Genomic DNA, 20,966 nt, shown 5'->3' with positions numbered 1-20,966 from the left:
GGTCTGCTCACCGCTTCATCAGCTTGGCGTAGTAGAAGCCGTCCATCCCCAGCTCGCCGGGAAGGAACTGGCGTCCCGGCTGCTCCGGGCCATCGTCCGGAGTCAGGGGGATCAGCTCGGCGTCCGGTGTGGTGGCGAGGAAGGCGCGGATCTGATCCCGATTCTCTTCCGGCAGCACCGAACAGGTCGCATAGAGCAGGGTACCGCCGCTTTTGAGTTTCGACCAGAGGGCATCCAGTATCTGTCGCTGTAGCTGGGAGAGGTCGCGAATGTCCTGATCCCGGCGCAGCCACTTGATGTCCGGATGGCGGCGGATGACACCGGTGGCGGAGCAGGGGGCATCAAGCAGGATACGGTCGAATTGGGGGCCTTCCCACCACTGATCCGGTGCGCTGGCGTCACCGTGAATAAGGCGGGCCTGCAGACCAATGCGATCCAGATTCTGCTGCACCCGCTTGAGGCGGTCGGCGTCGGCGTCGACCGCCACCACGCCCGCCAGGGCCGGTTGGCGCTCCAGCAGGTGAGCGGTCTTGCCGCCCGGTGCGGCACAGGCATCGAGCACCCACTCGCCCGGCTGGGGATCGAGCAGGGCAGCCGCCTGTTGGGCGGCGCCATCCTGTACCGAGCAGTCACCGACCTCGAAGCCGGGCAGTTTGGTCACATCGCAGGGGCGCTCGAGCAGTATGGTGTCACTTCCCTCGGCGCCGGCGCTGGCTTCGATGCCGGCCTCGGCGAGGCGCACCAGCATCTGGTCACGGCTCTGACGGCGGGAGTTGTTGCGGATCCACATGGGCGGGCGCTGGTTATTGGCCTCGAGGATCGCCTCCCAGTTGTCGGGATAGGCGTGGCGCAACCGCTTGACCAACCACTCGGGATGGCCCAGTCGTACGCTCGGAATGCGGTCGACCCGCATCAGGATCACCTCGGCACTGCGCTGGAAGTTGCGCAGTACGCCGTTGATCAGGCCGCGCAGGGCCTGGCCCTTGAGCAGCTTGGTGGCATTGACCGTCTCGGCCACGGCGGCGTGGGGCGGGATACGGGTGTAGATGAGCTGATAGAGGCCCACCAGCAGCAGATAATGGAAGATGCGGCTCTTGTTCTTGAGGGGCTTGTCCATCATCTCGCCGACGGCGGCGTCGAGACGGGGCAGCCAGCGCAGGGTGCCGTAGCAGAGCTCCTGCAGCAGGGCGCGATCGCGCGGGGCGACCTGCTCCTGGGCGGCCGGCAGCACGGCGGAGAGGGAGTTGCCGTGGTCCAGCACCTGTTGCATGACCAGAGCGGCCTGAGCACGTGTTTTCATCGGGTTACCTTGATTGAGCGCTCGGAAACGAAGAGGGCGGGGCCGGACCCCGCCCCGTCAAGCTAGCGTGGTTCCGACGGTGAACCAGTCACGACGGGAGTTGAGCAGATCCTGTACCGCCATCGGTTTCTTGCCCGGCGGTTGCAGGGTCAGCAGACGCAGTACGCCCCGTCCGGTGGCGACGTCGATCCCCTCCCGGTCGGCCTTGAGCAGGGTGCCAGGCGCCTGGCCGTGGTCGCGCTCCACGACCTCGGCGGACCACACCTTGACGGTGTGCTCTGCCACCTCGCACCAGCTGATGGGCCAGGGATTGAAGGCCCGGATGCAGCGCTCGATGGCGACGGCCTCCAGGCGCCAGTCGATGCGCGCCTCTTCCTTGGAGAGCTTCTCGGCGTAGTTGGCCTGGGCGTCATCCTGAGGTTCTGCATGGGTATCGCCAGTGGCCATGGCATCGACGGTGTCGACTAGGGCCTGCGGACCCAACTCGGCCAGCTTGTCATAGAGAGTGGCCGAGGTCTCGTCGGCGGCGATGGGGCAGGTGACCTTGCGGATCATGGCTCCGGTGTCGAGTCCCACGTCCATCTGCATGATGGTCACGCCGGTCTCGGCATCGCCGGCCCAGATGGAGCGCTGGATAGGGGCGGCGCCGCGCCAGTGCGGCAGCAGGGAGCCGTGGACGTTGATGCAGCCCAGACGCGGAGTGTCGAGGATCACCTTGGGCAGGATCAGGCCATAGGCCACCACCACCATGAGATCGGCCCCCAGAGCGGCCAACTCGGCCTGGGCGGATTCATTGCGCAGGGTGGCGGGCTGGTAGACCGGCAAGTCGTGGGCCAGGGCCAGCGCCTTGACCGGGCTGGCGGTCAGCTTCTGGCCGCGCCCGGCCGGCTTGTCCGGTTGGGTGTAGACGGCCACCACCTCATGCTCGGAAGACAACAACGCCGCCAGATGACGGGCGGCGAAGTCGGGAGTACCGGCAAAAATCAGTTTCAGCTTGCTCAAACGGTCATCCTCAGGCGCTCTTGCGCTCCTCGCGTGCCTGTTTCTCCAGCTTCTGACGAATGCGCTGGCGCTTCAGGGGAGAGAGGTAGTCGACAAACAGCTTGCCGATCAGGTGATCCATCTCGTGCTGGATGCAGATGGCGAGCAGATCGTCGGCCTCCAGTTCGAAGAATTCACCCTTGGCATTTTGGGCGCGGATCTTGATCTGTTCGGCGCGCGGTACCAGTGCCCGGCTACCGGGCACGGAGAGGCACCCCTCCTCGATGCCGGTGCTGCCGGATTGCTCGAGCACTTCCGGGTTGATCAGCACCAGGCGCTCGTCACGCTCTTCGGAGACATCGATGACGATGATGCGCTGATGGACATCGACCTGAGTCGCGGCCAGACCTATGCCCTCTTCGGCATACATGGTCTCAAACATATCATCTACAATTACTTGCAGTTCCGGAGTGAAAGCCTCGACGGGTGCAGCGACGGTGCGCAGACGCTCATCGGGGAAGCGCAGTACATCTAGAATGGCCATAAATGAGTTCTTGAGCCTTATATAAAAAAGATTGATGCTGGCGTAATTCTAGTCATTTACGCCGGCAAAAAACAGTCACAGGCCCCCGCAGAGGACACAAGGAGTGTTATGAATCTGACGCGAACTGCCCTGATTTTCCTGTTGTTTGGTTCCACGCTCGGGGTTGCAGCAGAGTCGCTTGCCCTGCGCAAAGGGTATCCAGAGACCTATACGGTCCAGCGTGGGGACACCCTGTGGGATATAGCCGGACATTATCTACAGAAACCCTGGCAATGGCCAACCCTGTGGAAGGGAAATCCCCAGATAGCCGATCCCCACTGGATCTACCCGGGGGATATCCTTCATCTGACCTGGGTCGATGGTCAGCCGCAACTGGTTCGGGATGGCGGGGGGACAAAGCGGGTGATCACCCTCTCCCCCCGGGTGCGCAGTGACAACAAACTCAATCCCGTGCCGGCCCTGCCTCTCTCCGCCATCTCCCCCTTCCTGAATCAGGATCTCCTCTTCTCCGGCCCGAAACAGGGTGAGGGTCTCCCCTATGTGCTGGGCAACAACGAAGGGCAGCAGGCCATCCTCGATCACCACCCCCTCTTCGTGCAGGGAAGACTGGAACCCGGCAGGGAGTACGGTGTCTATCGCCCCGGTCGCGAGTATCGGGATCCCAAGAGTGGTGACTGGCTCGGCCAGGAGGCCACCCTGACCGGCATAGTGCGTGCCGATATGCAGTGGTCTAACGGTCAGACCCAGGCCACCCTGATCGCCAACCGCCAAGAGGTGCGTCAGGGCGACAGGCTGATGCCCTTGCCGGGGCCTGAGGAGCGGCAGGCGCTCTTCGCCCCCAAGGGGGCGGCACCGATCCTCAACGGGGTCATCGTCGACATGCCCAATCGGATGAGTGTCGCGGGCAAGCTGGATGTGGTGCTGATCAACAAGGGGGCGCTGGACCACATGGCCCCCGGTAGCGTGCTGGATGTGAAGCGTCCCGGCATGGCTCTGGTGCAGACGCGCGGCGAACAACCGGTTTATCGGGACACGGCGAGTGATTTCGATCGCGCCTTCCGCTCTGATCCGACCCTGCAATTGCCTCCCGAGTCGGTGGCGCGCGTCATGTTGTTTCGGGTCTATGACCGCATGAGCTACGGACTGATCCTGCAGAGTCGGGACATGGTTCGGGTAGGTTATTCGGTCGATGCCCCCTGATGACGGCGTGCTCCGGTGGCTGACCCTGTGGGCGGTGCCCGGGGTTGGCCCTGTGACCGCATGGCGGCTGTTGGAACAGGTCGGCGGTGAGATCTCGGCGCTGTTATCTGCCCCGACACAGCAGTTGAGCGAGTGGGGCCTCACCCGCAGTCAGATTGATGCGCTTCATCGCCCTTCTCCCGCCCTCTCTGCGCTTCTTTCCTGGTGTGAGGCGCCTCATCACCACCTGTTGACCCCCGATCACCCCTGTTATCCCCCTCGTCTCAAAGAGATTCCTGCTGCCCCGCTACTGCTCTGGTGCAAGGGGGAGCCTGAGCGGCTGGCGCAGCCCCAGCTGGCCATGGTCGGCAGCCGTCATCCCACCCATGCCGGCCTTGCCTGTGCCCGTGATCTGGCCTGCGACCTGGTCGCCGCGGGTCTGACCATTACCTCAGGTCTGGCACTGGGCATCGATGGGGCCTGTCATCAGGCTGCGCTCGAGGCGGGGGGCATCACCATAGGCGTGCTGGGCTCAGGCCTTGATCGCATCTATCCCCGGCGGCACGGTGCGCTGTCGGAGCGCATTCTGGAACAAGGTGGGGTGCTGGTCTCGGAGTTTGAACCTGGCCAGGGGCCGCTGGCCGAACACTTTCCCCGTCGTAATCGCATCATCAGCGGTCTCTCCCTGGGGACGCTGGTGGTGGAGGCGACCGAGCAGAGCGGGTCACTCATCACGGCACGCTATGCCCTGGAGCAGGGAAGGGAGGTGTTTGCGGTGCCTGGCACTCCTTTGAATCTGCAAGCGACCGGTAGCAACCGCCTCATACAACAAGGGGCAAAACTTGTGATGGATGCGGCCGATATAGTGGAAGAGCTGCTCTGGCCGCCTCCTCGCCCCTCAGCTGACCGTATGGTCAGCCATTGCGAAAAGAGTCGATTGCCAGAGGCCGGCTTGTTGGATAACGTAGATTACGAGGTCACCAGTGTGGATGTCGTTGCCGCCAGGTCCCGTCTTCCGGTCGAAGACGTCCTGGGACAGCTGATCGAGCTGGAGTTGGAAGGCAAGGTGCTGGCGGTGGCAGGTGGATATGTCAGAAGAGGAGGGTGAATCATGTTTGACGTATTGATGTACCTTTTCGAGACCTACATCCACAGCGATGCAGAGGTCATGATCGACCAGGACGAGCTCACCGACGAGCTGAGCCGTGCCGGTTTTCATCAGGACGAAATCTACAAGGCCCTGGGCTGGCTGGAGCGGCTGGCCAATCTGCATGACAGCGAGCGGGAGACTTATGTCACCTGCAGTGCGCCCAGCTCGATGCGTATCTATGCCCCTCAGGAGCTGGATCGTCTGAGTGCCGAGTGCCGTGGCTTCCTGCTCTTCCTCGAGCAGGCCAAGGTGCTCAACGCCGAGACCCGGGAGATCGTCATCGAGCGCCTGCTCGAGCTGGATACTCCGGAGATCGAGCTCGACGACCTGAAATGGGTGGTGATGATGGTGCTGTTCAACGTGCCCGGCAGCGAAAATGCCTACCAGCAGATGGAAGAGCTGGTATTCGACGAGTCGGACGGCGTCCTCCACTGACAGAAGCTGACCGCGCTGCTAGAATCCGGCCCATCCGGACTCTGGCTGCGCGGTGACTCATGTCCAAGATCGATCCTAACCTCTTCTCGGCACACGAGCATGCGCTCGAGCGCGAGCCGTGTCCCCTGTGCGGTGCCGAACTGGTGATCCGCCAGGGCAAGCATGGCCCCTTCCTCGGCTGCAGCGCTTACCCCGGCTGCGACTATATCCGCTCTTTGACCCCCAGTGGACGTGATATCGAGAAGGTGCTCGAGGGGTCGGCCTGTCCCGATTGCGGCCATCCTCTCGCCATCAAGAAGGGGCGTTATGGCCTCTTCGTCGGCTGCACCCAGTTTCCTCTCTGCCATCATATGACCTCTCTGCAGGAACGGGATGAGACCCAGATCCCTTGCCCCGCTTGTGGAGAGGGGCATCTGATCAGCCGTACCTCCCGCTATGGCAAGCAGTTCTACTCCTGCAGCCGCTACCCCGAGTGCAAGTACGTGGTGAACGACAAGCCGGTGCCCATGCCCTGCTCCGAATGTGGTTGGGGAATCCTGGTCGAGAAGCGGGTGCGTGGCTCCCTGCGCTGGGTCTGTCCGCGCAAGGAGTGTGGCAAGCAGGTCGAGCGGGAGTGACGGCTCCGCGCGACAGAAGCATTCCAACAAACGGCGGTGAAGCGCCGGCCCACAACGGATAGCAAAGTGAACATGAACGAACTGGAATGTGCGGTCGCCGCCCTCGAGCGTGACGGGGTGATCGCCTATGCCACCGAGGCGGTGTTCGGGGTCGGTTGCGACCCAGACTCCAAGGTGGCGGTTAACAAGCTGCTTGGCATCAAGCAGCGTCCGGTCGAGAAGGGTTTGATCCTGATCGCCGACAGCCTGGAGCAGTTGCTTCCCTATATCGATATGGATGCCCTGACCCAGGCGCAGCGGGATGCCGTGACTGCCAGCTGGCCCGGCCCTTTCACTTGGGTGATGCCGGCCCGTGCGACCACGCCAGACTGGCTGACCGGCCGGTTCGATACCCTGGCGGTGCGGGTCACAGACCACCCCCAGGTCAAGGCCCTGTGCCGTGCCTTCGGAAAACCACTGGTTTCGACCAGCGCCAATCTGACCGGTGAGGCCCCGGGACGCACCACGGACGAGGTGATCACTGCCCTGGGAGACAGGCTCGACTATGTGCTGCCCGGTGAGGTGGGGGGACGCAGCAACCCCTCTCAAATCCGTGATGCCCGAACCGGCGCCCTGCTGCGCCCTGCCTAGGAGAGCATGATGAACAGACCCGATGTCGCCGCGGTGAAGCACTTCCTGCTCGAGTTGCAGGATCGTATCTGCGCCGCCCTGGAGCAGGCCGATGGGAGCGGACGTTTTATCGAGGACGCCTGGCAGCGTGAAGGGGGGGGCGGTGGTCGCACCCGGGTGCTGCGTGGCGGGAGTGTCATCGAGCAGGGGGGGGTGAACTTTTCCCATGTCTACGGCGATGCCATGCCGGCTTCCGCGACCGCCCACAGGCCCGAACTGGCGGGACGCCGCTTCGAGGCGATGGGCGTCTCTTTGGTGATCCATCCGCACAATCCTCACGTGCCGACCAGTCACGCCAACGTGCGTTTCTTCATCGCCGAGAAGGAGGGGGAGGCCCCTATCTGGTGGTTCGGGGGTGGCTTCGATCTGACGCCCTTCTATCCGGTGGAGGAGGATTGCCACCATTGGCACCGCGTGGCCAGGGAGCTCTGTGCCCCGTTTGGAGATGAGGTCTATTCCGAGTACAAGGCATGGTGCGATCGCTATTTCTTCCTCAAGCACAGGGGGGAGACGCGAGGTGTCGGGGGGCTCTTCTTCGATGACCTCAATCGCTGGCCGTTCGAGCAGTGTTTCGCCTTTATACGGGCCGTGGGGGATGGCTATCTCCAGGCCTATCTGCCTATCGTCGAACGGCGCAGGGAGCACCCCTATGGGGAGTCGGAGCGGCAGTTCCAGCTCTACCGTCGTGGTCGCTACGTGGAGTTCAACCTGGTCTATGATCGCGGCACCCTGTTTGGGCTGCAGACCGGTGGGCGTACCGAGTCGATCCTCATGTCGATGCCACCTCTGGCGCGCTGGGAGTATGACTGGCACCCGGAGCCTGGCACTGCCGAGGCGCGCCTGCAGGCGTATCTGGCGCCGCGTGAGTGGTGACATGCAGGGCCCCATGATGGGGCCTTGCTGCTTGTGGCCGGATGGAAAAAACCGTTAAATCGGATGATTCGCCGTAACAGGAGCTCTCCGATGGATCGCTATCTCGTGGTTGGCAACCCGGTTCGCCACAGCAAGTCACCCTTCATTCACACCCTCTTTGCCCGGCAGACCGATCAGGCGATGGAGTATGGTCTCTGTGAGCCTCCTCTCGATGGGTTTGCCGATGCCTTGCACCTCTTCTTCGCCCGCGGCGGCAAGGGGTGTAACGTGACCGTTCCCTTCAAGGAGCAGGCCTTCGCCATCGCGGCCGAGCTGACCGAGCGGGCTCGCCGCGCCGGTGCAGTCAACACTCTGCTGATGACCGGGCAGGGGGTGTTGCTCGGTGATAACACGGATGGCGCCGGTCTGGTGGCCGACCTCAAGCAGCAGCAGGTCGAGCTTAACGGTGCCCGCATCCTGTTATTGGGGGCAGGAGGGGCGGCCCGGGGGGCTCTGGCTCCTCTGTTGGCGGAGCAGCCGCAGAGCCTGGTGATCGCCAATCGAACCCAGGCCAAGGCCGAACAGCTGGCCACCGAGTTTGGTGAGCTGGGCAATGTCTCGGCGGCCTCCTTCGAGGCGCTGGAGGGACCGTTCGATCTCATCATCAACTCCACCTCGGCCAGTTTGGCCGGCGAGGTACCCCCGCTGGCTGCCGGCCTCATCCATGGGCAGTTGACGGTCTACGATATGATGTACGGGGCCGGTGATACCCCCTTCAACGCCTGGGCACGGGCATTGGGTGCCGTGCGGGTCATCGATGGTCTGGGCATGTTGGTGGAGCAGGCTGCCGAAGCCTTCAGCCTTTGGCGCGGCATTCGCCCCGGTTCCCGTCAGGTGCTGCGCGAGTTGCGTCGTCAGCTGGGATAAGGAGAGAGCCATGAACCAGGATATTTTGTTTCCCGACCTGCAGGAGTGGCAGGCTGCACAGCAACGGATCTGTTTTCCGGCCCAGATGATGGGGGCGCTGATCCAGTGCTACATCAGCAAGGGACAGTTGGAGCGAATGGCCGGGCTGGTCTTGCGTTCGGAAGACGATGCCCTGCGTGCCTTCTCGTCGTTGAGATTCGATATCGAAGAGCTGGCGACCCAGGCGATTGAGGAGCAGGCCTTTGCGCCCGATGGCTCGATCACCATTGGTCAATGGGCCCACGGTCACCATGGAGACTTGTGAGCCGCGGGGGGAATCACTCCGTCTTTTTGTAAGAGATCGCCTACAGACGGGGCGGCCAACGGCTGAAATTTTGCATTTAATTTTTAAATAATCTCTTTTTTTTCATTCAGTTAAACAATGCTCGTGGTTTTTAAGTTGTTAAATAAGACAAATTATCTGTTGAGCCCGGGATTTACTGAGTTAAATTACGCTTCATGGAAGCGCTTTCGGCGTGCCGAAGCGTAGCAAGGGAATGAAGTACCAGGGAGTGGTGACCCTCAGGATGAGGGGGTGTGCAGGAGGCCATCTCTCGTGTCGTTCGCAGGAGGCGAATCGGCAGGAGTCTAAAAGAAAGCAAGCACACGCAACAATAAATCCAGGATGACGAGACGATAAGGTCAGGATGACCACAGACCTCACGCAGTTTGTTGAGGCACGGACATGGTGCATCGGGCATCAGAACATCGAAAGGCAGCCATAGGCTGCCTTTTTTCTTTTGTCGTGATTAACCCGCCAGCGGGTTTTGTGTCAAAATAGCGGCAATATGCCCGAGAGGCGCCTCAGCTGCGCCCTGTCGTGAAAAGCGAGACAGAATCGGTGCCGGATCCCATTCCCGCGCTCCTCTCCTGTACCCCCTCTCCACGTCCCTTTAAGATGCCCTGCCGGGACATCTTAAGGCGGGTTCCACCACTGTATTCCGGAGTAGATCAATGTCGGCCAACAAACCTGTTCGCAAGCCCAAGAGTGGCGGTAAGAAAGAGTCTCAGGAGAGCGCCCTGGCCGGGCGTGAGCGCAAGCGCGCAGCCAAGCGCAAGGGGCTGAAGGCAGGCTCCCGTCACTCGGGTACCCAGAGCGGCGGCAAGTCTGGCAAGAAGGATCAGAAAGATCCGCGTATCGGCTCCCGCAAGCCGGTGGCGTTGGTGGTCGAGGCGGCCAAGCCTCAGGCTCCCAAGGCCGCTCCGGTGAAGGAAGAGAAGCCGCTGATGTTGGCTCCCGAGCAGGAGCTGGCCGCTATCGAGAATGACGATCGCCTCAACGAGCTGCTCGATCGCCTCGACGAGGGTGAGGCGTTGAGCCCGGCCGATCAGGCCTGGGTCGAGCAGATGGTGGCTCGTCACCAGCAACTGATGGAAGAGCTGGGATTGGTCGAAGAGGACGAAGCCGAAGAGCCCGCCACTGATGACGAGCTGTGGGATCGCTTCCTCGACGCCGATTTCAAGCCTGAGTCCAAGCCGTGAGTCTGATTTGGCTGGCTGTGGCCGGGGCCATCATCCTGGCCGGGGTGGCGGCTTATGCCGCCAGCCTCCTGCTCAGGTTGAGGGCTCAGCAGCTTACACGCCAGCAGGCGATCCGGGCGCGTAACCTGCGTATTCTGGAGAGCGTTCAGGTCATTGCCAAGGCGGTACAAGAAGGGCAGTGTGACCCCTCAGAGGGGGCGATTCGCCTCACCAACCTGCTCGATGCCCTGCAGATGGTGCATAGCCAACCGCTGCCCGAGCAGTACCCGGGCCTCTACGGCCTGTATGAAAAGATCCGCCATCTCGCCACTCATGAGGCGCGCAGTGCCCTCGAGAAGCGTGAGCGGATGCGTCAGGACCTTGAACGGGTCAAGCATGAGGCCGACTATAACGACCAGATCCAAGAGGATGTGGCAAGACTGGCCATATTCACCCTGCCGGAGTGATGGCCGCCCAATGAGGAGCGTGATGTGCAAGCAGAGAAGATAGTCTGGGACCAGGCCCTGATCGAGAAGTACAACTACAGTGGCCCCCGTTATACCTCTTATCCGACGGCCCTGGAGTTTGACGAGGCTTTCGGATTCGATCAGTTTGCGGTCGCCGCCGTGGCCTATCCGCAGCGCCCTCTCTCCCTCTACGTGCACATCCCCTTCTGCCACAAGCTCTGCTATTACTGCGGCTGCAACAAGGTGATCACCCGCCATCAGCACAAGGCCGATCAGTATCTCGACTATCTGGAGCGGGAAATCCGCTTCCTGGCGCCACGCTTCGGGGGGCGCAGTGTAACCCAATTGCACTGGGGTGGCGGTACACCCACCTACCTGACCGAGGCCCAGACCCGTCGCCTGATGGCCATGCTGCGGGAGCACTTCTCTTTTGCCGAACAGGCCGAGATCAGTATCGAGGTCGACCCGCGCGAGATTGAGCTCTCCATGCTTGATGTGCTGCGTGAGGTGGGCTTCAACCGTATCAGCCTGGGGGTGCAGGACTTCAACAAGGCGGTCCAGGTCGCGGTCAATCGGGAGCAGGACAACGACTTTATCCGGGCCATGCTCGAGCGTGCCCGTGAGCTGGGGTTCCGCTCTACCAATCTGGATCTCATCTATGGTCTGCCACTGCAGACCCGGGAGAGCTTCCGCCATACCTTGGAGGAGGTGCTCAAGACCGATCCCGCCCGTCTCTCCATCTTCAACTATGCTCATCTGCCGAGCCGTTTCGCCGCCCAGCGCAAGCTGAAAGAGGAGGAGATGCCGGCGCCGCGGGAGAAGCTGGCCATGCTGCAGGAGACCATCGAGTTTCTGACCGGTCAGGGTTACCAGTTTATCGGCATGGATCACTTCGCCAAACCGGACGACGAGCTGGCGGTAGCCCAGCGTGAGGGCAAGCTGCATCGCAACTTCCAGGGTTATACCACTCAGGGGGAGTGTGATCTGCTGGGGCTTGGTGTCTCCTCCATCAGCATGCTGGGGGATGCCTACTCCCAGAATCAGAAGGAGCTCAAGGAGTACTACGCCCAGGTGGAGGCCCTCGGCCACGCCCAGTGGAAGGGGTGCGCCCTGAATCGGGATGACCTGATCCGGCGTGGCGTGATCAAGGGATTGATCTGCAACTTCCGTCTCGATTTTTCCGAGATAGAGCAGGCGCACGATCTGGTCTTTGCCGACTATTTTGCCGAAGACCTCAAGTTGCTCCAGACCTTCGTCGACGATGGCCTGGTCTTCATCGATGAGCAAGGCATTCGGGTTGCCCCGACCGGTCATCTGCTGATCCGCAACATCTGCATGTGCTTCGACGTTTATCTGCGCAGCCGAGCCCGCCAGCAGCAATTCTCCAGGGTGATCTGATCCCCTTATCGCGGAGCCCAAACGGGCTCCTTTTTATTGGGTCACTTCTCCATGGGGTGATTGTCGTTGTGCCGCCAGCTCTCGAGTCGGCGGTGTACCCCCCGTTGTAACTGCTTGAAACTGCTCTCCATCCAGTCGACCCCCACCAGAATGGATAGAGTGACCAGAGTGAGGGCGATGGATTGGGTCAGCATGTCGAGGCCTATCATGGCCCCCAGTGCTGCCAGCATCCAGACCGTCGCGGCCGAGGTGACGCCGAGTACCTGACCATTCTGGGTCATCATGACACCGGCACCGAGGAAGCCGATCCCTGTGACCAGTTGGCCGAGGACGCGCGCCTGATCGGCTGGTTGGGGGCTGAGGTGAGTGGCCAGCGCCAGAAAGCAGTAGCTGCCGAGTATGATGAGAGAAGAGGTGCGGATACCGACCGGCTTGCCGCGCAGTTGCCGCTCCAACCCGACCAGGGTGCCGCAGGCCAGACAGGCGAGAATATGAAGCCAGGAGAAGGGGGCGATATTGAGTAGTTCGGGCATGGGGGCTCTCCCGGATTGTAGTGATGAGCCAGTCTTCACTATCTCTGTTCTGCCCCTGTTTGTCGATGGGACAGGTCGGGGGAATCGGGGTAGAGTGACACCCGAAGATGGGGAGGAGTCAGGATGAGAGAGAAAGAGGCGGGCTGCCTCTGCCTGCGTGAGGCGAAGGGCGGCGATCTGGCGGCCATCGTTCGCCTCGAGCGCTACCTGTTCCCGCCCGAGATCGCCTTCGGGCGCGATCGTTGGCGCTATCTGCTGGAGCGAGCCAGGGGGAAGGTGTGGCTGCTGCACGATGCCCGGGGAGAGCTGATGGCCTATCTCTGCGTGCTCGAGCACAGGGGCTGGCAGCGGTTGGTGGTGCAGACCCTGGCGGTGCACTGGCGCCTGAGCCGGAAGGGGTGGGGGCGATGGTTGATGATGCGGCTCATCGAGTGGGCCCGTGAGCAGGGGTGGCGCAGCATTCGCCTCGAAGTGAGTGAACGTAACGAAGAGGGACTGGGTCTCTACGCTAGCCTGGATTTTCACCAGGTCGCTCTGCTGCGGGATTACTATGGGCCGCGCCATCACGGACAGAGAAGGGTGCTTGTCCTATGAGCTGTGATGCCTGCCTGAGCGATGCCATCAAGGCGAAGTTGGGCCGCTGCCGGGCCTGTGCCATCCAGTGTGCACTGGTTGGATGTGCCGGGGCTCTTGCCTGGTACTGGCTGGGTGCCGACACCTCGGTCAACGCGCTGACCGGTGCCCTCTTCGGTGTGGCGGGATGGGGCTTGTTGCTGCTGCACCTGCTGGTCTTTCTCTGGCGCCGCCTCACCGGTCGCGAGTTGGGGCAGGATTGAGGTCCATCGTTTCCGGGGTGATTGGCTCGAACCTTGCTCTGGATGGACTCGTGTCGATTTGATGACGGAGTGTCGGATGGAGATCAAGGCGTATAACCGGCAATTGGCCCAAGCGGCCAGCCATGGGCGGGCCGCCGCAACCCTGGCCGATCGGGGTCAGGGAGGGTGGGAGGAGCAGATCAGCCTCTCGAGCCAGGTGCTTACCGGTCGGGCCCAGAGCGTGTTGACCTATGAGCATCTGGGCAAGAGCCGTCCGACGGGTGGCGCCCAGGGAGGGGACCCCGTACAGCGACTGGTGGATCACGCCCTGGGGTTCGATCGCAAACAGTTTAATGAGCTGGAGACGCAGATCCAGGCGCTGCAAAAACAGAGCGGGATGAGTGACGAGGAGCGGGCTGCGCAGCTCAAGCCTCTGCAAGAGAAGCGCGACGAGTTGCTCAAGGGGGCCCTGGAGCGTCTGATTGGCCGAGAGCCTGAGCAGGCCTAACCACCTGTTTATCGCGCTTTGACCTGGCTTGCCCTCGGGCGCACAATGCCCCCGAGTTCACAGCGGGGATAGCCCATGAACAATTTCCACTATATCAATCCGACCCAGATCTGTTTTGGCCGCGGCGAGATAGCCGCGCTAGGCGGTCTGGTACCCACCTCGGCTCGCCTGCTGGTGCTCTACGGAGGTGGCAGCATCAAGACCAATGGTGTCTACGAGCAACTCGAGCAGGCTCTGAGCCACCATCAATGGCATGAGTTTGGTGGTATCACGGCCAATCCCGAGTTCGACGTCCTGATGCAGGCTGTCGAGTTGGTGCGTCGGGAGCGCATCGACTATCTGTTGGCCGTCGGTGGTGGGTCCGTGATCGATGGCGCCAAATTCGTGGCGGCCGCTGCCTGTTTTGAAGGGCAGAGTCCCTGGGCGCTGTTGGAGGGGGCCAGGGTAGAGGCAGCCTTACCGCTGGGGTGTGTACTGACGTTGCCGGCCACCGGCTCGGAGAGCAATCCGGTGGCGGTGATCAGCCGTGGTGACGCCAAGCTCTCCTTTCGTCATCCCCTGCTGCAGCCAGGCTTCGCCATTCTCGACCCCTCGGTCACCTTCACCCTGCCACCGCGTCAGGTGGGCAACGGGGTCGTGGATGCGTTTGTTCATGTGCTCGAGCAGTATCTCACCTATCCGGTGCAGGCGGACGTACAGGATCGTTTGGCCGAGGGGCTCTTGCTGGCTCTGCTTGAGAATGGGCCTCGAGCCCTGAGTGAACCCGACAATTACGAGGTTCGTGCCAACATCATGTGGGCCGCCTCTCTCGCCCTCAATGGCCTGATTGGGCGGGGGGTTCCCCATGACTGGTCTACCCATGCCATCGGCCATCAGCTGACGGCGCTCTACGGTCTGGACCATGCCCAGAGTCTGGCGGTGGTGTTGCCCTCGCTGCTGCGGGCACAGGCCCGGAGCAAGCAGGACAAATTGATCCAGCTGGGACGGCGGGTATGGCAGTCGAGCAGAGAGGACACGGCCCTGCAGATCGAGGAGAGCATACTGCGTATCGAAGGTTTCTTCCGGCAGATGGGGGTGGCTACCAGGCTGGGGGATTATGGTCTCGGTGAGCCTGCTATCGCCGCCGTCTGCTCCAATCTCAAGCGCTTTGGCCTCATTCGACTGGGGGAGCACGGGGATCTGGATCCGGAGCGGGTCGCTCGTATTTTGGCCCAGGCCCTCTGAGGCAAAGCGCCGGCTTTTCGACCACACTCATCCCTGATGATGTATGGAGGTGTGTGATGGCAAGGATGCTGGTTGTTCTGCTGCTCTGTAGCTGGTGGCATCTGGCGCAGGCCATGCAGGCGGTCACCGAGGATATGCCCCCTTATAACTGGCGCGATGACAAGGGAGAGATGACCGGCTTCTCGGTCCAGCTCCTGCATGCGCTGCTGGAGCGCAGTGGTCTGCAACTCGATGAGAAGGGGGTGCAGTTACTCCCTTGGGCAAGAGCCTATCAGACGGCCCTCTACCAGCCGGATATCGTTCTCTTCACCGCGGCACGGACCGCCGAGCGCGACAAGTTTGGCCCCATCGGACCCAGGGCCATCTGGTTCTGGCGCCTTGCCAGTCGCAGCGATGTTGCCCCCCAGAATCTGGCAGAAGCGACCCGCTGGCGGATTGCGGCAGTGCGTAACTCAGCCTCTGCCCAGCAGCTCTCCCTGGACGGCTTCGAGTCTCTGGTCAATGTGACCGATGAGACCGACAAGTTTCGCATGCTACGGCGGGGGAGGGTCGAGTTGGTCACGGCGTTGGAGCTGGGGGCAGCCTTCCATATGCGGCAGCTCGGCGGCTCCCTGTCGGAGCTGACCCGTCTGTTTGTGCAGGATGCCCAGTACGACTACTACTTTGCCGTCAGTCGGGGGACGGATCCGGCCAAGGTGGCGGCCCTGCAGCAGGCGCTCGATGCCATGCGTCTCGATGGCTCGCTCGAGCGCCTGCGTCAGCAGTGGCTCAAGTAGATCAGGCCTGCAGCGCCTGGTCCAGGTCGGCCAGCAGATCGCCGATATCTTCTATGCCTACCGAGAGGCGGATCATCTCTGGCCTTACCCCGGCCTTGGACTGCTCCGCCTCGCTCAGTTGGCGATGGGTGGTCGAGGCCGGATGGCAGGCCAGTGACTTGGCATCCCCTATGTTGACCAGGCGCTTGAAGATGCGCAGAGCATCATAGAAGCGCACCCCCGCCTCATACCCCCCCTTGAGCCCGAAGGAGAGCAGCGCCGAGGGGCGTCCTCCCATGTAGCGGCTGGCCAGTCCGTGGTGTGGGTGGTCGGGCAGGCCGGCGTAGCTGACCCACTCTACCGCCGGGTGTTGCTGCAGATGGAGGGCAACTGCCATGGCATTCTCCACATGGCGATCCATGCGAAGGGTCAGGGTCTCTAGCCCCTGCAGGATCAAAAAGGCATTGAAGGGGGAGAGGGCCGCTCCCGTATTGCGCAGGGGGACGGTGCGCACCCGGCCGATAAAGGCTGCCGCGCCAAAGGCCTCGGTGTAGACCACTCCGTGATAGGAGGGCTCGGGCCGGGTCAGCTGCGGAAAACGGGTGGCGTGTTGATGCCAAGGGAAGGTGCCTCCGTCCACAATGATGCCTCCCAGCGAGTTGCCATGCCCGCCCACATACTTGGTCAGGCTGTGAACCACTATGTCGGCGCCGTGGGTGATGGGTTTGCACAGGACGGGAGAGGCCACAGTGTTATCCACGATCAGGGGGACCCCGGCGGCATGAGCGACCCGGGCCAGGGCCCCAATGTCGACAATGTTGCCTGCCGGATTGCCGATGCTCTCGCAGTAGACTGCCTTGGTGTGTCCGTCGATGAGGGCTGCGATGGCTTCGGGGCTGTCGTCCCGGGCGAAGCGAACCTCTATTCCCTGGCTGGGCAGCATGTGGGCAAACAGGGTGTAGGTGCCCCCGTAGAGCTGGGGGGTGGAGACTATGTTATCCCCCGCCCGTGCCAGGGCCTGGATGGCGTAGGTGATGGCGGCCGATCCTGCCGATACGGCCAGTGCTGCCACACCACCTTCCAACGCCGCCATCCGTTGCTCCAGCACATCGTTGGTGGGGTTCATGATGCGGGTATAGATATTGCCGGGGACTGCCAGATCGAAGAGATCGGCCCCGTGTTGGGCGCTGTCAAACTCGTACGCAACAGTCTGGTAGATGGGGACGGCGACGGCCTTGGTCGCGGGATCGCTGGTGAAGCCGTGATGAAGGGCCAGGGTGGCGTCTTGCATGGTACGTTCCTTGTTCTTTAGACGGATAGACGTCCACTTTATGCCTGTGGCGGTTCACTGTAAATCACAGATCCTAAAGACGGCGACGATATTCCCGGTCTTCCACATAGGGGAGGTCCCACTGCATCAGTTGTGTCAGGGTTGACAGCGGATCCTGTCGCCAGCTCGGGCTCTGGTGAACGATGCGGGAGAAGTAGCGGCGCCAGAACGGCAGGGGATTGGTCAGTGTCATGGGGTGTCTCCTCTTGGTTGAGCCCAATATTGGCGTAAAATGAGGAAGGTAAAACTGAAAATAGTAAAAGATTGGTTTCCTTATTTATGCCCAGTGAACGCCTCTATCAGCACTTTGAACGCCTGGTGCGCCAACTCTCCTCTCTCGATAGCGAATTGACCCTGGGGGAGGTGGCCGAGTTGCTCTGTTGCACCTCACGTAATGCCCGCCTGCTGCTGCAACGGATGCAGGAGCAGGGGTGGCTGTCCTGGCAGGCATCGGCCGGTCGTGGTCGACGGGCCAGGCTGACGCTGCTGGACTCTCCGGTGATGCTTCAGAGTCGGCGATTAGAGGCATTGGTCACGCAGGGGAGGCTGGAGCAGGCGCTGCAGTTGGTCGATGGACAGGTCGAGCGACTGCTCCCCTATCTGGCCGGTGGCTCGGGCACCTTGACCTCGGAAGGCCAGCAGATCCTGCGGGTCCCTTACTACCGACCACTGCCCAATCTATTGCCGCATCTGCCTCTGCGTCGGTCCGAGATCCACCTGGTTCGGCAGATCTTTAACGGTCTGCTGAGACGAAATGAGGAAAATGGGGAAATTGAGTCTGACCTCGCCCACCATTGGGTCATGCTCTCACCGTTACACTGGCGCTTCTATCTGCGTCCCATGGTCCGCTTCCATCATGGCGGGCTCTTGCAGGCGGAAGATGTCTGCCTCTCTCTGGGACGCCTGAAGAGCCGTCCACTGTTTGCTCATATGGAACGAGTGGAGGCCGTCTCCCCAAGGGTCGTGGACATAGTGCTCTCGACGCCGGATCCCTGGTTACCCCATCTGCTGTGTGAACCTGCCGCCTTGATCCTGCCAGGAGACTGGCAAGAGAGGGCCGATATGGCCCTCTATCCGGTGGGGAGCGGTCCCTATCGGGTGGTGACCAATGATAGCCAGCGCCTGCGTCTGGCGGCATTCGATGACTACTTCGGATTGCGAGCCCTGCTCGACGAGGTCGATATCTGGATGCTACCCCCTCTCGCAGAGCGCCTTACCTGCCAGTTGCAACTGGCGGTTGAGCATAGGGATTCTGGTCAGGCCAGAGCGGCCTCTGCGCTGGAGGCGGGTTGCTATTTCATGCTGGCAGATCAGCGCTCACCGCGCATGGCCGATGAGGGCCTGAGAAGCTGGTTGGCACATTGCCTGAATCCGGTTCGCTTGCTCGGTGGCTTGCCCGCTGAGCTGCATGAGGTGTTGGCTCCTGCGCGGGGGTTACTGCCTCGCTGGCGTGATGTTCCGCTTTCGTCAGCACCATTGAACGCCGCTCTCCCCCATCGTCTGGTATTGGCCTATTTCAGTCAGCATCTGGAGTTTGCGGCTCTGGCCGCCGTCATGGGTTCGCGGCTGGAGAAAGAGGGGATTGAACTGGTCGTGAGAGAGGTGGATTACCATACCTGGGCACGGGGAGATTGGGAGGGCGTCGATATCTGGTTGGGGACGGTCAACCTGGAACAGGCGAGCGATTATGCCGTCTATGCCTGGTTACAGGAGTTGCCTCTGCTGCGAGCCGTATGGCATGACGAGTCTTCCTTTTGGCAGGGATTGACGCTCTGGCGCGATGGGCTGCACGAGATGGGAGTGCGGGAGGAGGTGGCGCGGTTACAGCGCCGGGCACTGTTTATGCCCCTGTTTCATCATTGGCTGGAGCTTGATAATCGCAGTGGCGTTAATGGGGTTCGAATGACGGCGCTAGGATGGTTCGACTTTCGAAACGCCTGGATTGCACCCCAGGCTGAATAGGGTGAGTTGGTCGATTATTTAGATGAACCTGCTGTGAAATTCTTATTTATCAGAGAGAATTAATTGTCTTCGTTGAGATAACGTTTTCACGCCACGTTCGCTGACTTTCAGTTTCATCTGTGATTTATTACATTCGTGTAATTAAATTACGTTGATAGCCCGATAAAAATAGGGCCGGAACCGCGAATCGCGCTCCGGCCGCCAGAATCAGCGTAAAAAATAGGAAGAAGCTAAATCTTGAGAACGAGACGATGGGTGTTCTTCAAGAAGCAGGAGAAGTATAACAGGTCGAACCAGTTTTTAAAGTATTTGCTCTAGTTTTTGGGCAAAAAAACGCCCCACAGAGACTCTGCGGGGCCGCTATTCAGCCACATTCAATTACGTGAAATAAAAGGTCTGAAAGATAGAACATCTTACCTCTGTACCCTACGCCGCTAACTGTACAGCAACTGGACAAAAAGTGAAAGTAATTTATGTAAGTTACTTTCAAGAACTGTGACTGAAAATATTTTCCTTATTTATCATGGCCATAAAAAAAGCCCCGATTGACATCGGGGCTGTATCAAAAGGTGACTTACTAGCACTTCCTCAACTATCTAGTTAGGCCGCGGGTTTGAGAATAAGTTCCACTGTACCGAGAAAAAAGTGTCGTCCAGCCATGAAAATATCATCAAATAACCTTAATTGTCTGATTTGTAACTATATTTTCAACCTCTCCAGAATCTCTTCCGGTTGCTCCGTCTCGGCAAGCACCAGGCGTAACCGATTGAAGGCATTACAGGCTTCTTGGGGATACTTGCCAAACGAGACAACACCCGTGTGACTCCAGCCGGCGGCGAGCAGTACCTTCTTCTTGAAGGCAGTCCCCTCGGTTCCACCTCCACCCAGTTGCATCAACAGCTGTTCCATCTGCAGGTGAGGAGGGGGCACGCGTGAGAAGGTGGTGAAATGCTCAGGGGTGACTTCATCGAAGGTCATAATGGTTCTCGCTCTGTGTTCAATCAGTAACTCAAAAGATAGATCAGGAGAGACGGGGTTGCCGTTCAGACCGAGAGATTGAGACCACCAGTGTGCAGCGGAGTGACGGCACTCTGGTAGTGCTGGGCGATAACCCGATTGCGTTGGGTCATGATGTTATCGAGTGGACCGCCTCGTCCGGAGATGGTGCGCTGGTAGAGCTGTTGGCTGGCCTTCATCTCCTTGCGTGCGGCGGCGCGCGCAACGGCATAATCCTGTGCAGAAGGATCGGTCGGGGCCAGCGCGGCGGCCTGTACGGCCTGCATCTTACGGATGGTGGCCGAGGGGTCGTGAGGAATCTCTGTCGTGTCAATTGAGACTTCACCACCCTGTGCATAGCGCTGGGCATCCGGTCCCGTGGTGTACTCATAGCTTGGGGCTCCCGCGTACTGGCCACCGAGTCGCTGGTGTGCCTGCTCGTGGTTATGCACCTCCTGGTCACGATCCTTGAGCTGCTCTATCTCTCTTTGCTGTTCGGGGGTGAATTGCTGCCGGGATTGATCCCGTTGCGGTTGACCCTGCCCCTGTTGGCCACCCTGGCGGCCGTCGGGATCGACCTGCTCAAGCCCGGCTTGTGGTTGAGACCCGGCACGAACCTCACGTCCCTGGCTCTCAGGATTCTGGGTGGCCGGCTTGGGGTTTTCTCTCTGCTGACGGCTCCCGATCTCCTCTCCCTCAGGATAGGAACTGGAGGCTTTGGGCTGGGGGATATAGTCGGCCTTGCGGTTATCGGCGCGTGCAGATTCCGTCTGGGGATACAGATGGTTGGGAATGAAGTTGGGGAGGCCGACATTAACGTTCAT

At 60.9% G+C, this 20,966-nt stretch carries 25 protein-coding genes and 1 pseudogene; 17 read left to right on the top strand and 9 right to left on the bottom strand.

Translation table 11 applies throughout. The features are described 5' to 3' along the window. Window positions 1-7: 7 nt before the first annotated feature. Genes rsmB through def form a run of 3 tightly spaced genes read right to left on the bottom strand, consistent with a single transcriptional unit; the run spans window position 8 to window position 2,825 of the window. A complete protein-coding gene (gene rsmB / locus BN1133_RS19145) occupies window positions 8-1,300 on the bottom strand; it encodes a 16S rRNA (cytosine(967)-C(5))-methyltransferase RsmB (protein WP_050668044.1) in 1,293 nt (430 codons plus the stop codon). A gap of 57 nt (window positions 1,301-1,357) precedes the next feature. Next, window positions 1,358-2,302, bottom strand: coding sequence for a methionyl-tRNA formyltransferase (gene fmt / locus BN1133_RS19140; protein ID WP_050668043.1), 945 nt, complete (start codon window positions 2,300-2,302; stop codon window positions 1,358-1,360). Window positions 2,303-2,312: 10 nt separating this feature from the next. Beyond that, on the bottom strand, window positions 2,313-2,825 hold the full coding sequence (gene def, locus BN1133_RS19135) for a peptide deformylase (RefSeq protein WP_050668042.1): 513 nt from the start codon (window positions 2,823-2,825) through the stop codon (window positions 2,313-2,315). Between the two features lie 108 nt (window positions 2,826-2,933). Between def and BN1133_RS19130 the strand changes: the two genes are divergently transcribed. The 11 genes and pseudogenes from BN1133_RS19130 (at window position 2,934) to hemN (ending at window position 12,019) form a co-directional block, all read left to right on the top strand. Beyond that, window positions 2,934-4,025 (top strand): LysM peptidoglycan-binding domain-containing protein, encoded by a 1,092-nt coding sequence (locus BN1133_RS19130; protein ID WP_050668041.1) that lies wholly within the window; start codon window positions 2,934-2,936, stop codon window positions 4,023-4,025. Then, window positions 4,015-5,123 (top strand): annotated as a pseudogene (gene dprA / locus BN1133_RS19125) (DNA-processing protein DprA). Before BN1133_RS19130 ends, dprA begins: the two are co-directional and overlap by 11 nt. Further along, a complete protein-coding gene (locus tag BN1133_RS19120; protein WP_050668040.1) occupies window positions 5,116-5,589 on the top strand; it encodes a DUF494 family protein in 474 nt (157 codons plus the stop codon). The pseudogene dprA and the gene BN1133_RS19120 overlap by 8 nt, the downstream one beginning before the upstream one ends. Before the next feature lie 59 nt (window positions 5,590-5,648). Continuing rightward, on the top strand, window positions 5,649-6,206 hold the full coding sequence (locus BN1133_RS19115; RefSeq protein ID WP_050668039.1) for a DNA topoisomerase family protein: 558 nt from the start codon (window positions 5,649-5,651) through the stop codon (window positions 6,204-6,206). A 72-nt stretch (window positions 6,207-6,278) separates the two neighbouring features. Further along, window positions 6,279-6,836: an L-threonylcarbamoyladenylate synthase type 1 TsaC gene (tsaC, locus tag BN1133_RS19110; protein ID WP_050668078.1), complete on the top strand. Its 558-nt coding sequence runs from the start codon at window positions 6,279-6,281 to the stop codon at window positions 6,834-6,836. A gap of 9 nt (window positions 6,837-6,845) precedes the next feature. Beyond that, window positions 6,846-7,748, top strand: a complete 903-nt coding sequence (gene hemF / locus BN1133_RS19105) for an oxygen-dependent coproporphyrinogen oxidase (protein WP_050668038.1) — start codon at window positions 6,846-6,848, stop codon at window positions 7,746-7,748. A 90-nt stretch (window positions 7,749-7,838) separates the two neighbouring features. Continuing rightward, window positions 7,839-8,654: a shikimate dehydrogenase gene (gene aroE / locus BN1133_RS19100; protein WP_050668037.1), complete on the top strand. Its 816-nt coding sequence runs from the start codon at window positions 7,839-7,841 to the stop codon at window positions 8,652-8,654. A gap of 10 nt (window positions 8,655-8,664) precedes the next feature. After that, window positions 8,665-8,958 carry a DUF1488 family protein gene (locus BN1133_RS19095; protein WP_050668036.1) on the top strand — a complete coding sequence of 98 codons (294 nt, stop codon included), beginning with the start codon at window positions 8,665-8,667 and terminating at the stop codon, window positions 8,956-8,958. A gap of 689 nt (window positions 8,959-9,647) precedes the next feature. After that, window positions 9,648-10,175 carry a Der GTPase-activating protein YihI gene (gene yihI / locus BN1133_RS19090; RefSeq protein ID WP_050668035.1) on the top strand — a complete coding sequence of 176 codons (528 nt, stop codon included), beginning with the start codon at window positions 9,648-9,650 and terminating at the stop codon, window positions 10,173-10,175. A 5-nt stretch (window positions 10,176-10,180) separates the two neighbouring features. Further along, entirely contained in the window at window positions 10,181-10,621 is a 441-nt protein-coding gene (locus BN1133_RS19085; RefSeq protein WP_197273689.1) for a DUF2489 domain-containing protein, read from the top strand. Between the two features lie 24 nt (window positions 10,622-10,645). Next, a complete protein-coding gene (hemN, locus tag BN1133_RS19080; protein ID WP_050668033.1) occupies window positions 10,646-12,019 on the top strand; it encodes an oxygen-independent coproporphyrinogen III oxidase in 1,374 nt (457 codons plus the stop codon). 41 nt (window positions 12,020-12,060) lie between these two features. On the opposite strand, the gene BN1133_RS19075 is transcribed toward hemN, so the two are convergent. Beyond that, on the bottom strand, window positions 12,061-12,552 hold the full coding sequence (locus BN1133_RS19075) for an MgtC/SapB family protein (RefSeq protein WP_050668032.1): 492 nt from the start codon (window positions 12,550-12,552) through the stop codon (window positions 12,061-12,063). A gap of 123 nt (window positions 12,553-12,675) precedes the next feature. On the opposite strand from BN1133_RS19075, the gene BN1133_RS19070 reads away from it, so the two are divergent. The 5 genes from BN1133_RS19070 to BN1133_RS19050 all read left to right on the top strand — a co-directional run bounded on the left by BN1133_RS19070 (window position 12,676) and on the right by BN1133_RS19050 (window position 15,875). Next, the gene (locus BN1133_RS19070) at window positions 12,676-13,146 is read left to right on the top strand and encodes a GNAT family N-acetyltransferase (protein WP_050668031.1); all 471 of its coding nucleotides are present in this window, start codon (window positions 12,676-12,678) and stop codon (window positions 13,144-13,146) included. Next, window positions 13,143-13,388 carry a DUF3624 family protein gene (locus BN1133_RS19065; RefSeq protein ID WP_050668030.1) on the top strand — a complete coding sequence of 82 codons (246 nt, stop codon included), beginning with the start codon at window positions 13,143-13,145 and terminating at the stop codon, window positions 13,386-13,388. Before BN1133_RS19070 ends, BN1133_RS19065 begins: the two co-directional genes overlap by 4 nt. A gap of 76 nt (window positions 13,389-13,464) precedes the next feature. Next, a complete protein-coding gene (locus BN1133_RS19060; protein ID WP_050668029.1) occupies window positions 13,465-13,875 on the top strand; it encodes a hypothetical protein in 411 nt (136 codons plus the stop codon). A 75-nt stretch (window positions 13,876-13,950) separates the two neighbouring features. Then, a complete protein-coding gene (locus tag BN1133_RS19055; protein WP_050668028.1) occupies window positions 13,951-15,099 on the top strand; it encodes an iron-containing alcohol dehydrogenase in 1,149 nt (382 codons plus the stop codon). A gap of 65 nt (window positions 15,100-15,164) precedes the next feature. Further along, entirely contained in the window at window positions 15,165-15,875 is a 711-nt protein-coding gene (locus BN1133_RS19050) for a substrate-binding periplasmic protein (RefSeq protein WP_082178066.1), read from the top strand. Between the two features lies 1 nt (window position 15,876). Here the strand turns inward: BN1133_RS19050 and BN1133_RS19045 are convergent, their stop codons facing one another. Then, window positions 15,877-17,145, bottom strand: a complete 1,269-nt coding sequence (locus BN1133_RS19045) for an O-acetylhomoserine aminocarboxypropyltransferase/cysteine synthase family protein (protein ID WP_050668026.1) — start codon at window positions 17,143-17,145, stop codon at window positions 15,877-15,879. A gap of 73 nt (window positions 17,146-17,218) precedes the next feature. Continuing rightward, window positions 17,219-17,377: a glucose uptake inhibitor SgrT gene (locus tag BN1133_RS20230; protein ID WP_136614419.1), complete on the bottom strand. Its 159-nt coding sequence runs from the start codon at window positions 17,375-17,377 to the stop codon at window positions 17,219-17,221. Between the two features lie 86 nt (window positions 17,378-17,463). Between BN1133_RS20230 and sgrR the strand changes: the two genes are divergently transcribed. Further along, complete coding sequence (gene sgrR / locus BN1133_RS19040) at window positions 17,464-19,146, top strand: HTH-type transcriptional regulator SgrR (RefSeq protein WP_050668025.1); 1,683 nt, start codon at window positions 17,464-17,466, stop codon at window positions 19,144-19,146. A 364-nt stretch (window positions 19,147-19,510) separates the two neighbouring features. Here the strand turns inward: sgrR and spfP are convergent, their stop codons facing one another. From spfP to BN1133_RS19030, 3 genes are all read right to left on the bottom strand, one after another. Continuing rightward, on the bottom strand, window positions 19,511-19,558 hold the full coding sequence (spfP, locus tag BN1133_RS20595) for a small protein SpfP (RefSeq protein WP_462101308.1): 48 nt from the start codon (window positions 19,556-19,558) through the stop codon (window positions 19,511-19,513). Window positions 19,559-19,845: 287 nt separating this feature from the next. After that, on the bottom strand, window positions 19,846-20,124 hold the full coding sequence (locus tag BN1133_RS19035; RefSeq protein WP_050668024.1) for a hypothetical protein: 279 nt from the start codon (window positions 20,122-20,124) through the stop codon (window positions 19,846-19,848). Between the two features lie 65 nt (window positions 20,125-20,189). Beyond that, window positions 20,190-20,966, bottom strand: coding sequence for a putative metalloprotease CJM1_0395 family protein (locus tag BN1133_RS19030; RefSeq protein WP_050668023.1), 777 nt, complete (start codon window positions 20,964-20,966; stop codon window positions 20,190-20,192).

The sequence above is a fragment of the Aeromonas schubertii genome (assembly GCF_000820105.1).
In the GTDB taxonomy this organism is placed as follows: domain Bacteria; phylum Pseudomonadota; class Gammaproteobacteria; order Enterobacterales; family Aeromonadaceae; genus Aeromonas; species Aeromonas schubertii.
The sequence above is the reverse complement of the archived record's forward strand: the minus strand, read 5'-3'. Positions and strand labels throughout refer to the sequence as shown.

What these genes read in the sequence shown, in the direction of transcription:
- rsmB (WP_050668044.1), bottom strand. Translation starts at nt 1,300, where the DNA reads ATGAAAACACGTGCTCAGGCCGCTCTGGTCATGCAACAGGTGCTGGAC.
- def (WP_050668042.1), bottom strand. Translation starts at nt 2,825, where the DNA reads ATGGCCATTCTAGATGTACTGCGCTTCCCCGATGAGCGTCTGCGCACC.
- BN1133_RS19130 (WP_050668041.1), top strand. Translation starts at nt 2,934, where the DNA reads ATGAATCTGACGCGAACTGCCCTGATTTTCCTGTTGTTTGGTTCCACG.
- BN1133_RS19120 (WP_050668040.1), top strand. Translation starts at nt 5,116, where the DNA reads ATGTTTGACGTATTGATGTACCTTTTCGAGACCTACATCCACAGCGAT.
- BN1133_RS19115 (WP_050668039.1), top strand. Translation starts at nt 5,649, where the DNA reads ATGTCCAAGATCGATCCTAACCTCTTCTCGGCACACGAGCATGCGCTC.
- tsaC (WP_050668078.1), top strand. Translation starts at nt 6,279, where the DNA reads ATGAACGAACTGGAATGTGCGGTCGCCGCCCTCGAGCGTGACGGGGTG.
- hemF (WP_050668038.1), top strand. Translation starts at nt 6,846, where the DNA reads ATGAACAGACCCGATGTCGCCGCGGTGAAGCACTTCCTGCTCGAGTTG.
- aroE (WP_050668037.1), top strand. Translation starts at nt 7,839, where the DNA reads ATGGATCGCTATCTCGTGGTTGGCAACCCGGTTCGCCACAGCAAGTCA.
- BN1133_RS19095 (WP_050668036.1), top strand. Translation starts at nt 8,665, where the DNA reads ATGAACCAGGATATTTTGTTTCCCGACCTGCAGGAGTGGCAGGCTGCA.
- yihI (WP_050668035.1), top strand. Translation starts at nt 9,648, where the DNA reads ATGTCGGCCAACAAACCTGTTCGCAAGCCCAAGAGTGGCGGTAAGAAA.
- BN1133_RS19075 (WP_050668032.1), bottom strand. Translation starts at nt 12,552, where the DNA reads ATGCCCGAACTACTCAATATCGCCCCCTTCTCCTGGCTTCATATTCTC.
- BN1133_RS19070 (WP_050668031.1), top strand. Translation starts at nt 12,676, where the DNA reads ATGAGAGAGAAAGAGGCGGGCTGCCTCTGCCTGCGTGAGGCGAAGGGC.
- BN1133_RS19065 (WP_050668030.1), top strand. Translation starts at nt 13,143, where the DNA reads ATGAGCTGTGATGCCTGCCTGAGCGATGCCATCAAGGCGAAGTTGGGC.
- BN1133_RS19060 (WP_050668029.1), top strand. Translation starts at nt 13,465, where the DNA reads ATGGAGATCAAGGCGTATAACCGGCAATTGGCCCAAGCGGCCAGCCAT.
- BN1133_RS19055 (WP_050668028.1), top strand. Translation starts at nt 13,951, where the DNA reads ATGAACAATTTCCACTATATCAATCCGACCCAGATCTGTTTTGGCCGC.
- BN1133_RS19050 (WP_082178066.1), top strand. Translation starts at nt 15,165, where the DNA reads ATGCTGGTTGTTCTGCTGCTCTGTAGCTGGTGGCATCTGGCGCAGGCC.
- BN1133_RS19045 (WP_050668026.1), bottom strand. Translation starts at nt 17,145, where the DNA reads ATGCAAGACGCCACCCTGGCCCTTCATCACGGCTTCACCAGCGATCCC.
- BN1133_RS20230 (WP_136614419.1), bottom strand. Translation starts at nt 17,377, where the DNA reads ATGACACTGACCAATCCCCTGCCGTTCTGGCGCCGCTACTTCTCCCGC.
- sgrR (WP_050668025.1), top strand. Translation starts at nt 17,464, where the DNA reads ATGCCCAGTGAACGCCTCTATCAGCACTTTGAACGCCTGGTGCGCCAA.
- BN1133_RS19035 (WP_050668024.1), bottom strand. Translation starts at nt 20,124, where the DNA reads ATGACCTTCGATGAAGTCACCCCTGAGCATTTCACCACCTTCTCACGC.
- BN1133_RS19030 (WP_050668023.1), bottom strand. Translation starts at nt 20,966, where the DNA reads ATGAACGTTAATGTCGGCCTCCCCAACTTCATTCCCAACCATCTGTAT.